Annotated in this window: 13 protein-coding genes; 7 read left to right on the top strand and 6 right to left on the bottom strand. The window is 60.3% G+C overall.

What is annotated here, in order from left to right; translation table 11 throughout:
* Positions 1–16: 16 nt before the first annotated feature.
* From DW233_RS06505 to DW233_RS06490, 4 genes are read right to left on the bottom strand one after another with little or no spacing between them, the layout of a single operon-like run.
* Positions 17–1951, bottom strand: coding sequence for a Stp1/IreP family PP2C-type Ser/Thr phosphatase (locus tag DW233_RS06505; RefSeq protein WP_117655890.1), 1935 nt, complete (start codon positions 1949–1951; stop codon positions 17–19).
* On the bottom strand, positions 1948–2364 hold the full coding sequence (locus DW233_RS06500; RefSeq protein ID WP_006235180.1) for an FHA domain-containing protein: 417 nt from the start codon (positions 2362–2364) through the stop codon (positions 1948–1950). The genes DW233_RS06505 and DW233_RS06500 overlap by 4 nt, the downstream gene beginning before the upstream one ends.
* Positions 2365–2370: 6 nt before the next feature.
* The gene (locus DW233_RS06495) at positions 2371–3381 is read right to left on the bottom strand and encodes an FhaA domain-containing protein (protein WP_117564937.1); all 1011 of its coding nucleotides are present in this window, start codon (positions 3379–3381) and stop codon (positions 2371–2373) included.
* A complete protein-coding gene (locus DW233_RS06490; RefSeq protein ID WP_118267343.1) occupies positions 3378–5231 on the bottom strand; it encodes a serine/threonine-protein kinase in 1854 nt (617 codons plus the stop codon). The genes DW233_RS06495 and DW233_RS06490 overlap by 4 nt, the downstream gene beginning before the upstream one ends.
* Before the next feature lie 439 nt (positions 5232–5670).
* Here DW233_RS06490 and DW233_RS06485 point away from each other — a divergent pair, with 439 nt between their 5' ends.
* From DW233_RS06485 to DW233_RS06465, 6 genes are all read left to right on the top strand, one after another.
* Positions 5671–7806, top strand: a complete 2136-nt coding sequence (locus DW233_RS06485; protein ID WP_158551214.1) for a LuxR C-terminal-related transcriptional regulator — start codon at positions 5671–5673, stop codon at positions 7804–7806.
* Between the two features lie 109 nt (positions 7807–7915).
* Entirely contained in the window at positions 7916–8326 is a 411-nt protein-coding gene (locus DW233_RS10175; RefSeq protein WP_147357140.1) for a hypothetical protein, read from the top strand.
* A 156-nt stretch (positions 8327–8482) separates the two neighbouring features.
* On the top strand, positions 8483–9364 hold the full coding sequence (locus DW233_RS06480) for a hypothetical protein (protein ID WP_089573265.1): 882 nt from the start codon (positions 8483–8485) through the stop codon (positions 9362–9364).
* Between the two features lie 38 nt (positions 9365–9402).
* On the top strand, positions 9403–10200 hold the full coding sequence (locus tag DW233_RS06475; protein WP_147326479.1) for a hypothetical protein: 798 nt from the start codon (positions 9403–9405) through the stop codon (positions 10198–10200).
* A complete protein-coding gene (locus DW233_RS06470) occupies positions 10197–10841 on the top strand; it encodes an ATP-binding cassette domain-containing protein (RefSeq protein WP_089573263.1) in 645 nt (214 codons plus the stop codon). The genes DW233_RS06475 and DW233_RS06470 overlap by 4 nt, the downstream gene beginning before the upstream one ends.
* 5 nt (positions 10842–10846) lie before the next feature.
* On the top strand, positions 10847–11506 hold the full coding sequence (locus tag DW233_RS06465; RefSeq protein WP_117584193.1) for a DUF5028 domain-containing protein: 660 nt from the start codon (positions 10847–10849) through the stop codon (positions 11504–11506).
* A 105-nt stretch (positions 11507–11611) separates the two neighbouring features.
* On the opposite strand, the gene DW233_RS06460 is transcribed toward DW233_RS06465, so the two are convergent.
* The gene (locus tag DW233_RS06460) at positions 11612–12328 is read right to left on the bottom strand and encodes a hypothetical protein (protein WP_089573261.1); all 717 of its coding nucleotides are present in this window, start codon (positions 12326–12328) and stop codon (positions 11612–11614) included.
* 116 nt (positions 12329–12444) lie between these two features.
* Between DW233_RS06460 and dnaX the strand changes: the two genes are divergently transcribed.
* Positions 12445–14925 (top strand): DNA polymerase III subunit gamma/tau, encoded by a 2481-nt coding sequence (gene dnaX / locus DW233_RS06455; protein ID WP_158567818.1) that lies wholly within the window; start codon positions 12445–12447, stop codon positions 14923–14925.
* A gap of 21 nt (positions 14926–14946) precedes the next feature.
* Here dnaX and DW233_RS06450 read toward each other — a convergent pair whose 3' ends face one another.
* On the bottom strand, positions 14947–15420 hold the full coding sequence (locus DW233_RS06450) for a hypothetical protein (protein ID WP_117648547.1): 474 nt from the start codon (positions 15418–15420) through the stop codon (positions 14947–14949).
* Positions 15421–15714 lie beyond the last annotated feature (294 nt).

The following is a 15714-nucleotide window of genomic DNA, read 5'->3' as shown; positions in this document are numbered from 1 at the left end:
AAGCGGCACTCCCTTTCTAGTTCTTTTCGGAGGCTTCGGCCTCGGCGGACTGTTCGGCGGTTTTCTCGGAATCTGATTCGGAGGTCGATCCCTGATTGGTGTTGTCGCGAATCGTTTGCGCGTCGATCACCTGGCGGGTCTGCTCCTCGTCGATCTGGTGGCGGTACTTGGATATCGTGTCCTGCGCATCGTCGACACTTGTTTGCGGAATGCCCGCCTTGAGGCGGTTTTGCGTGTCTTCGGGCAGGTCGGACAGCTTAATACTGGTTTCGCTTTCGAGCCAGTGAAGCTTGAGTCCGAGCGGCTTGCCGGGCAGGCCGCGCCAGACGGCGACATTGCCCTGGTGGGTACCCAGGTAGTACGAGCCGGTGACACCCGTGTAGGCCCAGATGCCAGCTGCCAGCACAAAGACGAGGGCCAGGATGGCGGCGATAGTAATGTTGCGGCGACGCACGCGTTGCGCCTCGCGCATAACGCCATCGTCAACCAGGTCAACGACTACTACGGTCACGTTGTCGTGGCCGCCGGCGGCAAGCGCCGCGTCCACTAGGTTGTCGACGCAGATTTGCGCGGTTGAGGACTGCGTGGCGATGTTCTCGATATCGCTATCAGGAATCATGCTCGAAAGGCCGTCAGAGCAAAGGATCAGGCGGTCGCCTTCCTCGATATGCAGAGTGAAGTGGTCGGCATACATGGCGGGGTCCGAGCCCAGCGCACGGGTGATGACCGAGCGGTTGGGGTGGACGCGAGCCTCGTCTGCCGTAATCTCGCCGGCGTCCACGAGCTCCTCCACGTAGGAGTGGTCGCGGGTCACGCGGATGAGCGTGCCCTCGTGGAGCAGGTAGGCGCGAGAGTCACCCACGTGGGCGATGGCGAGCGTGTCGTTTTCGATATAGGCGCAAGTGGCTGTGCAGCCCATGCCGGGCTTGCCCAGGCCGTTCAGGGCCGCCTCGATTACGGCGGCGTTGGCTGCCTCGACGGCTGCGGCTAGGCGTGCTGCGTCGGCGGACTGCGGGGCCGTCTTGGCAATAGTCTCGACGGCGATGGAAGAGGCTACCTCGCCGGCGGCGTGACCGCCCATGCCGTCGCATACGCAAAAGAGCGGCGACTGCACCAGGTAGGAATCCTCATTGTGCGGGCGTACGCAGCCAACGTCAGAGCGGGCGCCCCACATGAGTTGCGTGGTGGTGCCGGCATCATAGGTCGAGTCGGTCTCGATGCGCTCCTCGGTCAGGGGCTCAAAGCTCATGGTCGAGCCGGGGTCTTTGAGCTTGGCCTCAACGGCGGCAACGTCGATCTCGGCTGTGTCACCGGGAGAGACGGTGTCGGTCTCGGCGTTTGATTCGGAATCGCCGGTGTCCGGGGAGCCGGGCTCTGCGGACGCGCAGGCGATCGACTCGTCGTCTTGCGGGCTGACGTCTATAGGCTCGGGCGTCGCAAAGTGCGACGGCGCGGGTGTGCTTTGCGACTGGGCGGCGGGCTCGGCCACGGCATCGGACTCGCTTGCGGGCGCAGGCTGCGGGGCCTTGGGTGCAGGGCCGTCCTCGGGGGATGGCCCCGCCTCGGGCGCCGGCGTAGACGCGGGCGCAACCTCGGATGCCGGGGCTATGGGAAACGCCGGCGCGGCGGGTTCGGGTGCCGCAAACACCGCAGCGCTCTCGTTGATTGCCGCGGCGACGGGCTCTGCAAAGTGAGCCGGCGCCGGGGTTGCTTCGGGCGCTGTGGGCTGTTCCGCAGCATGTGCGCCGATGGGCGCCGCTACGGCATCCTCTTCGCCCTCGTTATCGGCGAGATCCGAAATATCATGCGTTACATGCGAAAGAGGCAGGGAGAACACGGTGTCCTCGGGTTCCACGGGTGTGGAGTCCGCCGGAGCGGCGTGGGCCGGTGCAGCTACGGCGGCAGCCGGTGCCTCGGTCATGGTTGCGGACTTGTTCTCCTCGTCGATCATCGACGGTTCACCTTCATGACCACGTCGCCAATCTGGACTTCGTCGCCCTCGCGCAGCGTTGCGGGCTCCACAAGCTGGCGGCCGTTGACGAGCGTGCCGTTAAGCGAGTTGAGGTCCTCGATGATGAGCGCCGGGCCCTGCAGCGAAAAGCGCGCATGCGAGGCCGAGACGAACGGTTCGTTGATGCAGATGTCCGAAGATGGCGAGCGACCGACGATGACGGGGCCGAGCATGTCTACGTGGATGCCGCGGATACCGCGCGGACCCTTGTCCACATCGATCGTCCAGATAGCCGAGTCGCGACGCTGCCCGCGCACAAGTCCCACGCCGGTCTTCATGACGGCGAACAGGAAGATATAGAGCAGGGCGACCAGGACGATGCGGCCTGCAAAAAGGACGATATCGATGTTCATAAGAGACTATCCCCTAAATTCAAAGGTGCTCAGGCCAAACGTCAGCAGATCGCCGTTGCGCAGCGGGCAGCGCGTAATGCGGCGGTTGTTGACGAGCGTGCCGTTGGTGGAATTGAGGTCCTCGATCGACCAATCCGAGCCCGTAAAGGTGAGCTGGGCGTGGCGGCGCGACACGTTGGGGTCGCGCAGGGCAATATCGGAAACTGAGCGCTCGCGACCGATAGTCACCTGTGCGGAGGTGATGCTATGGCTCTCGCCGCTCACGACGTCGACGAGCTGGGCGAGCGGGCGCTGTGGGGCGCGAGTGCTCGCCATGTTGGAGGCGATGCCGGCTGCGGCGCCTAGGCCCACGGCGGCACCGGTCGCGGCGGCTCCGCCCATGCCGGCAAGCGCGTCGCGCGAGACGGTCTGCGGCACCGGGATAGGAGCGGCGGGGTCGGGGACGCTAGGCGCGAAGGGATCTGCTACGGCAAGCGGGTCAGGAGCGGCGGCGCGAGGCGTCGGCTGCTGCTGGGGCATGGCGGCGGGGCGCTGCGGCTGCGGGGCAGCAAACTGCTGCTGGCCGGCGCGCGGGGCGCTGGCGGCACGGCTTGCCGCGGAGTTGTTTTGGCCCAGACCGTTTTGATAGGCGCGCTCTTCTTCGTACAGGCGGCCGAGCGTGGGGGCATCGACGTTCTCGGCAAAGACCGAGAACTTGCCGGCGCGCAGCTGCGGATCGATCATAAAGCGCACGAGGGGCTCGCCGACAAAGACATAACGGCGCTTTTCGGCCTGCGCCTTCACAAACTCGCGGACCTCGCGCGAAAGCTCGGGGTAGAACGGGGCGAGCATGGGATCGTCGTCGGCGGCGATCAGGATGGTATAGAGTGCCGGCGCCGTGTTGACGCCATTGATCACCAGAGTCTGATCCTCCATGTCGCGAGCGGCCTGCTTGGCAAGCTTCTTAAAGGAGAACGGGGCACGGGTGGCACCGAAGATGCCGGCCACGTGGTCCTCGAAGATGTTCAGGAAGTTCACGAAAGATCACTCTCCGTATAGGTTCTTTGGTATCCGAGCAAATATAGGCATATCCCAACGATTATAGAGGATAGGGTTCCCGCAACTGCCGCCTTGGCGGCGACCGCGGCTGCAAGGCTGGCAATTTCCATATGGTGTGCAAGACAGGATGCCGCTGCGCAGCCGATGCCGGTGACAGCGATGGCGGCGATGGCGGCAAGGTTTGAGCCCTGATCGGCACGCTTGGCATGGGCATTGAGCAGCGCAGATGACGCCGCGGCAGTTGTCGCGACCAGCGCAAAGGCAGCCCAAAGGAGCGGGTCTTCCAGCGCTGCGGCAACGTTGCCGAGCCCCAGCACGCCTCCGGCTGAAAGCGCGACCGTGGCCAGACGGGCAAAAAGCGCGCCCATGCCCGTTGCCGCGGCGGCGCTTGCCGGGCCGAGCCAAAATGACGCGACGCCGGCGGCGACCCCAGCTGCCAGGAAGGTATTGCCGGTCAGACAGCCAAGCGCAAGCGCGCAGGTGAGTGCGGCGCTCGCGGCAGCCTCGGTGCGACCCCAGGCGATCCACCAACCGGACATGGCAGCGGCAAAGATCACCGCGACGGGCAACATCGACAGGATGCCCTGCGCCTGCATGGTGGCGTTGGCCATAAGTACCAAAAAGCCCACGGCCGAGATAGCCGAGCCAATCTGCGGGGCCAGGCCGGCGGCCGCCCCAATCGCGATGGCCGCGGTAATAAGTCCGGGAAGCGCCGCGACGCCAGCCGTCTGCATGAGCAAAAAGCTGAAGGCTCCGCATGAGAGCGCCGAGATGGCGCGCATGGTGTAATCGCGTGCGCAGCTCCAGCGCGTGCCCGCCCAGCCAAGTGCGGGGTCGACTTCGATGGTGTCGTCCTCGTAGGTCGATGGCTCGATACCGTCTGCCGCGCGCTCGTCATCCGACAGCTCGCCCACCATCTGCTCCAGGCTGCGACGGCCCTCGCGCACGCTGCCCAAGCCGGCGAGCAGCTGGTCGCAAAATGCCTCGATGCTGTTGGGGCGGTCTTGCGGCATGGGGGAGAGGGCGCTCATGAGCGTAGCCTCGGCTCCCGGGGGAAAATGCGGGATGAGCTCGCTGGGGTAGGTGGCGCCGCCGATGATGCGGCCGAGCGAGTCGCCGGGCGTGGCGGCCATAAAGGGAGCGCTGCCGCACAGGCCCTCGTAGATCACACAGGCAAGGGCAAAGACATCGGCGCGCTCGTCAACCGTGCCGGTCTCGATGTCGAGCTGCTCGGGTGGCATGTAGCCGATGGTGCCGCCGCGCGAGCCGCCAAAGCCGCCAGCAGACGACAGCCGCGCCATGCCAAAGTCGGTGAGCTTTACATTGCCCGAGTGGTCGATGAGCACGTTGGCGGGCTTGATGTCCAGGTGGAGCACGCCATTACTATGGGCAAAGGTGAGCGCCTGGCCCAGCGCGTCGGCAATTGCCGCGGCCTCGTCAAAGGTGAGCGAATGGCCGTCCACGCGATGCAAAAACTCGGCCAGCGACATGCCGTCGACATATTCCATAACCAGGTAGGCATAGGCGGTGTCGTGCGTAAAGTCGATAACCTGCACGATATTGGGATGTTGAAGCATGGCGGCGGTGTGTGCCTCGCGTAGGACATCCATGATGTTGCTGGCGGGCATGCCGGCACCGTTGATAAGGGGGATGCGCTTAATGGCGACGCGGCGGCGCAGGTGCGTGTCGCGGCAGATCTCGATGGAGCCAAAACCGCCGGTCGCAAGCGTCTCGAGCGGCTGGTACCGCTTGAGCAGCTCGCGAGAGCTGGTGCCCTCCAAAGGAACGTCCGGCGAGAACCGGGCGGTATGTTGCGAGAAAAGCGGCATGGCCAACCCTCGTGCGTTTAAAGTTCGTTTGCGAGTGGCGGGCACGGGGCCGAGCCATTCGCGGTGGCATAGATGCTGCTAGTGTAGCACGCTCGGGCAGATGGCGAGGATAGCGGGATGCGAGGTGGCCCGATCGATTCGGCCCGTTTCGGCTCGTTTGGAAAGCGCATCTCAGTTTTCAGCCAAATTATGGGATGCGCTTTCCAAATGGGGTGGGCTGCGGAAACTGCATCCCAGAATATTGCCCTGGAACGGGATGCGCTTTCCGAACCGGCGTCCAAAAGGAAACCGCATCCCGCTTTGATGTGGGGACTGCGAACAAAAGCCGGACCGTGATCTGGCGCGGATTGGAGTTCGCCTGAATCATTGATGCTGGCTGGTGTGAGAACAGAGATAAACGAGCGGCTCGAGCGATATAATGACACGCTATGGAGGCCGTATGCTCTTTTCCCGCCGTTCTGCTACATTTGCCTGCGCCATTGCGCTTGTCGTAATGGCGGTCACCCCTTATCACCGGTTTTCATCTTCAATCGGCCTAGCGTCAGGTGCAATGACCTGGCTCGTTATCCTGGGCGCATGCCTCGCGGCGTTTGTTCATGGTGCTGCGCTATGCAAGGGGGGAATGAGAAGGCCGAGGCATCTCGGTGCCATCGGTGTTTTCCTTGGTGTTATTGCAACGGTTCCCGAATGGGCCGACCTGGCTTTCTATGCTCGCGGAGACTCTATTCCAATCGTGTTTGCACCGATTTGGTTGTTACATGGCGTTTCGTGTGTCTCGTGCTTTGTTGGGTCGCTGCTTCTCTCATATGTTATTTGGGGCACGGCGGACTCTCCTTTGACGCAGAGGTCGACACGGACTGACGAAAGGGAAACTCGTCACCCGCAGGACGCGATTTTTACAGAAACAATAGCCGTCATGTCTTGCCTGCTGTTTTGCTGTCGAGTTTCATGGAGAGTCGTTCCCGAGCCATGGGGGATGCCCCCTGTAACGGCCGCGTCAATTGGCCTTGCGCTTTTAATTCCGTTGGTCTATCTCGCATTGACTGTGGCCCCGCCGTTTTGCCGCCCTCGTGCCTTTGGCCATGGGCGGCGCGACGTGTTTGCCTGTTCTGTGCTCGTAGCAGTTCCTATTGGTCTTATTCCGGCTGTTGAGGCGGCATACTTCGCAAGCGATGCCGTGGTCATTGCATTGCTGGCGATGGGGTCCGTTATCGCTGCTGCCTTCGTATGCATGTTGCTAAGGGGGAAACGGGACAACAATTCGGATATCGCCTGTGCGTCCGACACATTCGATGCGGGGGTGTTTTCCCCTGCCCTGTCGCCTAGAGAAGAGCAGTTTGTTCGACTGCTGCTCAAAGGGAAAACGCCGGCGGAAATTGCCAAGGAGACGGATACGAAGCCATCGACGGTGAGAACAACGCTTCACCGAGCATACGGGAAGGCGTCGGTTGCGGGCTCACGCGAGCTCGTGGCGCTGTTTGCGGGTGAGGGCGATACTGTAGGGCATGAGCTACCGCAGCGGCATGCTGACGATATAGTGGCATCAGCTCGAACGCGCCGGCTGTTTCGATACCTGCTCACATTATTCTTTATCCTCCTTGCGGCGGGGCCCTTGGTAATGGCGGATAGCGATTGGGGGTCCGGTGTTTCGCGGGCTGTCGCCTTTTCCCTCTTAAGCTACGCATTGGGTCTCGGACTGCTTCTGTCGCTACGCTACGCGGGTGGAAAAGCGAATCGTGGCGCTGCGCTGGATAGAGCGGGTGAAGCGATTTGGCTCGGAAGCCCGTACGTATGGGCGGTGCTATCTGCTGTGGAATGGTCTTTTATCTATATCGCGGCATTGATGTGCATACGCGTTCCGTTGATGGCTGTGCCGGTCCTGTTTTGCGGCGTGGCGTCTACGGCTTCGCTCGCTGTTGGGCTGCGTCCGTTTAAGGTGCATGCCCATGCTCGGGCTATCGTGCCGTTGGTGTCAATGGGCATGGTTGCCTTAATCTATGCGGTCGCTAGGGGGCGAATCCATGGACTTGCGGTGCTGACGGGGGTGCTGCTCACATATATAGTGATGCGAAGCTGTCCGCAGCGCAAAATGCTTGGGATATGGATGCTTTGCTTCGGGGCGACGGCTCCTGTTTGGGCTGTCTTGCTCAATATGGTGCAGGATCTGACGGTTTTCGAGCCGTTGTTCCTCGCGTCGTTGTTGGGGCAAAGTTCGGCTGTCAATGTCGTCGTGGCAACGGTGATTGTTTGCTGGTCTGTGCCCATGTTCGTTACGCACATCGCGCTCGCCCGCTCGGTTGAGGACGAGAAGGCCGTCTTGGAGTACCGGGCGAACGGGTCCACCGAAACGGCCCGCGTGCGCCAGCTGGCCCTGCTTACGTCGCGCTCCCTTTCCGATGTTCAGTCGCAAATTTTGCTGATGACGGCAGAGGGGGCAACGACAAAGGCCATTGCGGAGGATGTCGGTTACGCTGCATCTACGGTGCAAGCGCTGCGGTCTGCATCTTACCGCCAGTTGAAGATCAAGAATAAGGCGGAGCTAATTTTATTGTTATCGCAGGTAAATAACGTGTAAACGCCTGAGCAATCAACTCAATAGCGGGTGTTTACAGACATCTTTCTCTATTCATGCGAAGGTTGCCGTGCGTCGACGCATTGTTAACCGCTTTTGATTGGAGAAGGCCATGATTAAGCCAAGGAGCGCTATTGCTCGAATCGGAGTCGGCTTGGTGATTGCAGCTGGTCTGTCCCTAGGGGTTCCCGCTGCATCGTTTGCACAAGAGGAGTTTGACACCTCTCAGGTTTCCAGCATTACTCAAAACGCCGATACGGGAATTACGACCTGTACGAACAATGCCGATAAGGCATTTAGTTTTCAATGTGCCGGGACGAGTGCAACTGGCTACCGTCAAAAGGATGATTCCTCATCGCCCTATCTGGATATCCAGGGCCATACGGGAAATCCGCTTCGGTTATATACAGACGGTGCGTATAACACAAGCGGTAGCGGCAGCATGAATTGTACTCAGGGAACGTATCGTTCGAATCACAAGGGACAGTGGGAAATGTATAACCTCGTCCGTGAGAACGGGTGATCTGCGGCGCGACTGACTGCATGGGCGGAGTCTGGCTACGGCACTGTTATTGGTGTATGGAGCCCCGACTGCGTCGGGCATTTCCACAAGCTTCCCGCATAGTTGTTTGAAATGGCTCCCTTCCGGCTTTCTGGGTCGGAAGGGGGAGGAGGACGTATGAACCAAAAGCTCGCAAGATACGAACTGTCGAAAACGATTAGACGTCCAGCTTTTATCCTTGCTCTCTTGATTGCGGTCGCAGTTGCAATAGCTGCCGCGCTGGAGCCGTGGGCAAATTTGGAAAAAGAGCGCCACAACCTTCTTTCTTTTGGTTACGGCGTTGGCGTGCAAGCCGAAAATTATCTCGGTCAAACACGTGAAAGCAGCTTCGGTAACTGGATTGTTGTGAGCGCGAACGCGCCACTGTCTGCGTCGGTGTTTTTCTATGCACTGCCCCTGCTTGCAATGTTGGCTGGATCTTGGTCGTGTCTCTTTGAGCGTTTGAGTGGTTATGACATGCAGATATGCACGCGCGTTTCCAGAAAGGCGTACGTGAACGTAAAGATGCTGTCTGCTTTCCTCTCCGCGTTTACAGTGACTGCCATTCCTCTGCTCGTCAATTTCCTGATCGTCTCGATGCTTTTTCCTGCGTATCTTCCTCGGGTCGATGAGTCGACTTACGTAGGACTTTACCTGCATAGCTACTTCTCCGGTCTATTTTATTCGCATCCTTTGTCATATGTGCTCGCATACACGCTGTTCGATGCTGTCACGCTCGGGACTTTATCCATGGCTGTAACTGGCTTCTCAATTTTGTTTCGTAGCAGAATCAAAGCGATAATTGTCCCGTATCTGCTAATGGTTGCGTGGCATTTTGCAAATGGCTGGATCTTCGGCGTAATGGCTTGTGTGGGGTTTAACTGCAATATCCTCAACAGCATCAGGTCGGAATCGCTGAATAACTGGCCAGACATTCGAGCCGGTTTTGCGGAAATCATATTATTGACCCTTGCTTCGTTGGCTTTTTCTGGGGCGTGGAAAAGACGCGAGGTGGTCTGATGCTGTTTAGGCTGGTCGCCGCGGACCTGAGGACCGTTTTGAAGAAGAACATCATCACTTTTATTGCAATTGCGGCAGTGACCGTTGCGAACTTGGTGTACGCCTACGGATTGTCTTCTGTGTATGGGGTTAGAACGGATACCTTGGGGTTTGCGGATAATCTTGCGCTCGTGTTTGCCGGATCTGCTCCGTTTGAGCCTAGGCCCGGGGTCATGTTTGTGCCTCCGCTAGGATGGCTATTTCTCATTCTGCTTATTCTCTATACAACACTCGACTATCCGACCGAATCGTTGCACGGGTTTGGTTTGCAAGCGCTTGTTCGATGCCGGGCAAGAACCCTTTGGTGGGTCTCGCGTTTTATCTTGGTGGCGGCAGTAACGGCATTTTCACTGCTCGTGGTGGTTTGCTCTGTTGTGATTTGGAGCTTGGTGGTGAGCTCCTCGTTCAGCGCGGTCATTCATGGTGAGTCGCTTCAACTGGCTAATTTGGCGCCGTGGTTTCTCAAAGCTGCCGAGGCAGATGCGCTGCCGTTTTTCATAGGTCTCTTATTTGCTTTTGAGGCGCTTGCGTTTGCGCAGGCAGCGGTTGGGTTTGTGCTTGGGTCGTCAGTCTCGTTTGTGGTTTTAATGAGCTACCTGATCTGCTCGGCATATGCACGACATTGGGCGCTATTGGGTAACGCCTTGATGCTGTTGCGCTGGGGTGGAATTGTCAAAGAGGGAATCGCGGCGGGCTCGAGTGTCTTGTCATCAATTGGGCTTATGTCGTTATGCCTATCGTTGGGTGGACTGTGGTTTCGAAGGGCCGACCTTATAGAAAAGGGGGACAAGATATGAGTGTGATCGTAAGGGGCGTATCGAAGCGCATGGGTAAAAACGATGTCCTGCGCAACGTGTCCATCGAGGTTGACCCTGGGACTGTGGTCGGGCTTCAGGGGATAAACGGTTCGGGTAAGACCATGCTCATGCGAGCGGTTTGCGGGTTGATCAAGCCTACCGAAGGCGAAATCTCTATCGATGGCCAAAGGCTTGGGGCGGACATCTCGTTCCCGCCGAGTCTGGGGATGTTGATCGAGGCGCCTTCCTTTTTGGGATATCTGTCTGGCTACGACAATCTGAAGCTCATCGCTCAGATCAAGGGCGTTGCCACCCCCGAGGACATTCGCTCTGCCCTGCGGCTCGTGGGGCTCGATGCAGACGAAAAAAAGAAGTTCCGAGCATACTCGCTTGGGATGAAGCAGCGTCTGGGGATAGCTGCGGCAATTATGGAGAAGCCGAAGCTGCTTGTTCTCGATGAGCCAACGAATGCCCTCGACGAAGCGGGCGTTGAAATGCTCAAGCGCGTTGTGGCGATGGCGGCATCAACGGGTCGTGAGGTCCTTCTGTCCAGCCATGACGGAGAGGTGCTCGAGGAACTGGCCGATCGGGTTTACTGCATGCGCGACGGTGCCGTTGTGAAAGTTCGGGAAAGGTCGTGAGCGCGATGAAGAAGACCCTGTGGACGAGAAGATCGGCGCTCGCGCTTTTTTGCTGTGCTGCTGCCGGCCTTGCGGGCATGAGGGTGAGCGTCGTTAACGGGAACCGGACGGTCATTCCTGAGAAATATTACGCGGAGGGCGAATGGCTCTCGATGGATGGAGCGTTTCTGGGGTCGAAGGATGTGGTGACTGATGGGTATTCGTTTTGCATAGACGGGGCAGAGTTGCTCACGCCGCGCGAGTATCTCAAACGAGCACATGACGATTATTCAAAATATGGCACCGTGGATACGAAAACGAGACTGAAGGATGCCGACATCACGTGCGTTATCGCCGTAAAGATGCGTGTCAGAAATAGGGATAATATCGACGGTGGAATCAAAGCGTATGTTTGGCATCTGGTTCCGGAGTCTGCGCCAAACTATGATTTTGTAGTCAATACCGATCTGATAACGCAAGCCATGCCGGTCCTTGGCGGCTCTGCTGCGTTTGCCGTGGAGGTTGGGGCAGAAAACGAGTTGCTCGTCCCATTTATGATGCAGAACACCAACGACTATTTCGAAGGTTACGAGACCGTCCGTTTTGAGAAAGCATTTCCCGGGACTTACACGATGAAGATGACCGATCTGCCGGAGCGGAGGCTCTTAAGGTTTGAAGTGAAATAGCTCGAGAGCAAGGCAAAACGGGTCCATTGGCGGTACGCGCGCCCGATTCCAGGCGCCCCGGCCCGGAATCGGGCGCGGGACGAGGCGCCTTCGGTGTCGGCCGGCCTACCGCTTCTTCTTGCTCTTCTTCTGCTTGCGCTGCTTGCCCTTGGTCTCCTGGGGCTTGTCGCCCTGTTTTGCTTCGGCAGCGGCCTTTTCTGCCTTCATCTTCTTGCGTTTGGTCTCGATGCGGAGTTTTTTGTTGATGCGCGCCTTAAGGAAGGGACCGAACTGCTCGGCATCGCCGCGGACAAAGGTGTCCTTAGGGATCGTCACGCCCTGGTCGGCGAACATGGCCACAAAGATGCGCTCGCCGTCGAGCACGTGGTCGAGCTTTTCAAACGGGAAGAACTGCGACTTGCCGCTCGTGCCCCAAACCATCAGGCCGTCCTCGTTGGCGGCGACGCGGCGATAGCGGCCACCCATGGACTCGTCGGCCTCAACGGCGTCGATAAAGTCGCGGGCGAGGGTGTGGTGCAGGTTTTTGCTCCACCAGGCCAAAAAGGCGCCGAATACGATCAAGACGACGCCAAACTTGATCCAGTTGCCGCCGGCCACCAGCATGCCGATGCCGATGAGCGCGGCAATTGCCGCGGCGACATACAGCGAGCCGCGACGCCTGGGCGAGGCGACCAGGCGGGCGAAGTCGGTGACGAGGTCGTTTTCGTATTGGTACTCGTTGAGGTACAGGATGCCGTCGTCGGCTGCGGCCTGCTCCTCGAGCGCGACCTCGACCTGGTCGGCTGCTTCGGAGGGAACGAGGTTGCTCTCTGCGTCTGCCATGCTCTTTGGACTCCTATCGCGGCGGGCTCGCCGTACGGGTTATTATGGAATGCAGTATGCCGTGCGACCGCATGGCCGCCGCGGCAACAAGACTCAGTATACCCGGGGGAGCACCCATGGAATCGTTGTACCGAAAGTATCGCCCGCTCACCTTTGACTCCGTGGTGGGCCAGCAGCATATCGTCTCGACGCTCGAGCACGCCATCACCGAGGGGCGCCTGTCCCACGCCTACCTGTTCTGCGGACCGCGCGGCACGGGCAAGACCACCATGGCGCGCATTCTGGCCAAGGCGCTGCTGTGCCGCAATGCCGAGGCGGCGCGCGCCGAGGGTGCAAGCGGCTGCATGCCCGACGGTACTTGCGAGGAGTGCGAGCTCATTGCCGAGGGTAACCACCCCGATGTCTACGAGCTCGATGCCGCCTCCCGCACGGGCGTGGACAATGTGCGCGAGGAAATCATCAACTCCGTCAACTTTGCCCCGGTGCGCGGCAAGTACAAGATCTATATCATCGACGAGGTCCACATGCTCACGACGGCGGCGTTCAACGCGCTGCTCAAGACGCTCGAGGAGCCGCCGGCACACGTGATCTTTGTGCTGTGCACCACCGACCCGCAAAAGATTCTGGAGACCATCCTCTCGCGCTGCCAGCGTTTCGATTTCCATCGCATCGGCAACGAGGATATCGAGCGTCGCCTGGCATACGTGTGCGAGCAGGAGGGCTTCGATTACGACGATGAGGCGCTGGCTATCGTGGCGCGCCATGCCAAGGGCGGTATGCGCGACGCGTTGTCCACGCTGGAGCAGCTGAGCGTCTTTGGCAACGGTTCTGTGCATGCGGACGACGCCCGCTCGCTTTTAGGCGAGGTTTCGGACCAGATTCTGGGCGAGTTTTCCCGCGCCATTGCCGATCGCGATGTTGCCGAGCTCTATGGACTGATCCGTGCGCAGGTCGAGGAAGGAAACGACCTGCTGGAGCTGACGCGCGACCTGGTGGCGCATGTGCGTGACGTGTACGTTGCCTGCGTTGCCGGTGCCCGTGCCGAGCTGTTTGAGGGCGGCTCCGAGCAGGCCGAGGCGCTTGCTGCCGAGGCCGCTGCCTTTGGCGAGCATCCTGCCGACCGCCTGGCCCGTGTGCTGACGGTGCTCGACGATGCCGCACTGGAGATGAGGGGCGCGAGCGACGTGCGCCTGGTGCTCGAGATCGCCTGCACGCGCCTGGCACGTCCCGAGGCCGATTTAACGATTGAGGCATTGGCCGAGCGCGTGGCCCGCTTGGAGGCCATGGTTGCCAACGGCGCCGTGCCGGCGAGCGTGGCTGCTGCTCAGGCCGCCGCGCCTGCAGCATCCGTACCCGCTGCTGCCCAACAGCCGACGCTAATTTCGGGCGCTCGTGCTGCCGCTCCGGCGGCATCCGCTGCCCCCGCTGCTACGTCCGCGCGCCAGGGCGGTATGCCTTGGGACCGTGGTGCTGCTGTTCCGGCTGCCCAGCCTGCGTCCCGTTCTGCGTCCGTGTCAGCTTCCAAGCCTGCAGCGCCTGCACCTCAGCCTGCGCCGACTCCGACGCCTCAGCCCGTTGCGGCTCCCGCGCCTGCCACCGCTCCGGCACCTAAGCCCCAGTCCAACACCGCCGCCCAGGTTGCCGCCGCCGGTACTGCCGAGACGCCCGCGGTCGAGGATGCCGGAGAGCTGCAGCGCAAATGGGCCGAGGTTGTCGAGCGTGTCAAGGCGCGTCAGGCTTCCTACGCGGGGCTTTTGCTCAATGCCCGCGCCACGGCTGACGACGGCTCCAGGCTCACGGTCTCGTTCCCCGCGGGCTCGACCTTTGCCATCAAGATGCTTGGACGCGCCGACACGCAGTCGGTGGTCCTGCCGACAGTCAGTGCGGTCTTCGGTCGTCGTACCGTCGACTATGTCCTGGATGGGGGTGGCACGCCGGCTCCTCAACATGAGGAGCATTCTCCATCTGCACGGGCTGCGGTATCTGCGGACCCGCAACCCGTGTCCTCGGCGGCCCCTGCATCCTCGAGCGCCAGCGCGACGCAGCCAAAAGCAGCACCGATAGCGGCGCCGACCCCGTCGGCGCCTAAGCCCGTCATGGCCAAACCGGCTGCTCCGACACCCGCGCCCAAGCCTGCCTCGCCCGCGCCCAAGTCGTCTGACCTGGGCAAAGCCCCCTGGCTGCGCTCCGACAACCCCGCCGGCGCTCCTGCCACGGGCAAGCTCCCGACCGAGCCCGCGCCCCGAGCGCCCGAGCGCGCGTCCGCTCCCAAGGCTCAGCCCGCCGCGCCGTCTGCGCCATGGGAATCCGAGCAGGTTCCCTACGACGATGCCATGGTTGGCGGTTTTGTTGCCGATGCTGGTGGGGACGATCTGCCTCCGTTCGACGTGCCGGGTGCGGCGTCCGCGCCCAAGTCCGCTGCAACTGCCCCCAAAGAGGAGGACGCTCCTGCAGCTCCCTGGGAGTCCAACTCCGGTGCGGGCGGCCCCTTCGGCCATCAGGGTGCAGCCCCGAGCATCCCGCAGACCGAGGACGAGGCCAAAGCCCTCATCCGCAGCGTCTTCGGCCAGTCCACCATCTTCAAGCCGGTGGAGTAGCTGCGCAGGCGGGTATACTGCTCAAGAAGAGAACCCCTTGCCCGGGCGCATCTGTATTTCGGACATGTGCAACGTGGTGCCGCGTATATCGCATTCGAGCAGACAGGCGCGTGACGGTCGGCCTAGGATGCTGAGGTCGATACGATACGTCGCATGGCTGTCCGTGTACTCGACTTGCTCGGCGTTGACGGTTGCTCCGATTGTAAATAAAGAGCCCAGTTCGGCATCGACAATCTTGGAGTCCTTTATCTTGACCTTGAACTCTTGGTAGAGGGACGGGCTGTTGTAGTAAATGGTTCGGGTTCCGTCGGTGCATTCATCGGTCGTCTCCCATTTGACGACGGGCTGGTCCGAGCTGGCTATCAGCAGTTCTGCTCCAAAAGCTATGGCATGGGTGATGATAACCAGTAATACCCAGACGACAAAGAGATAGAGAACCACATATGCAACGGGGTGTTTTGAGCGGATGTTTTGGAGTACGGCTGGGACATTCACGAGGGCACCTCCAAATCGTCATCTATGACAATCAAATTATACCCAGCCGCCATGCGTGCCGCCTCGAGCAGCGGCTCGGCATTTTGCCATGTAGCCTTGTAGCCCTACGCATAAACTGCCTGGTTCCAGCTCTGCTAGATGTAGCTTGAGATAATTATGCAACCTTGCATAATTCGACCTTGCATAATCTTGGGCGTGCGTCACGCTCAAGGACATGTATATCGACTGAGGTAGCGTGTCCGCCCCGGGTGACGCATAATTTCTTTCGCAAATTGACAACCGCATAGCGGAACA

Source organism: Collinsella sp. AM20-15AC (assembly GCF_003471405.1).
In the GTDB taxonomy this organism is placed as follows: domain Bacteria; phylum Actinomycetota; class Coriobacteriia; order Coriobacteriales; family Coriobacteriaceae; genus Collinsella.
Note: the sequence above shows the minus strand (reverse complement) of the source record. Positions and strands in the feature narration are given on the sequence as shown.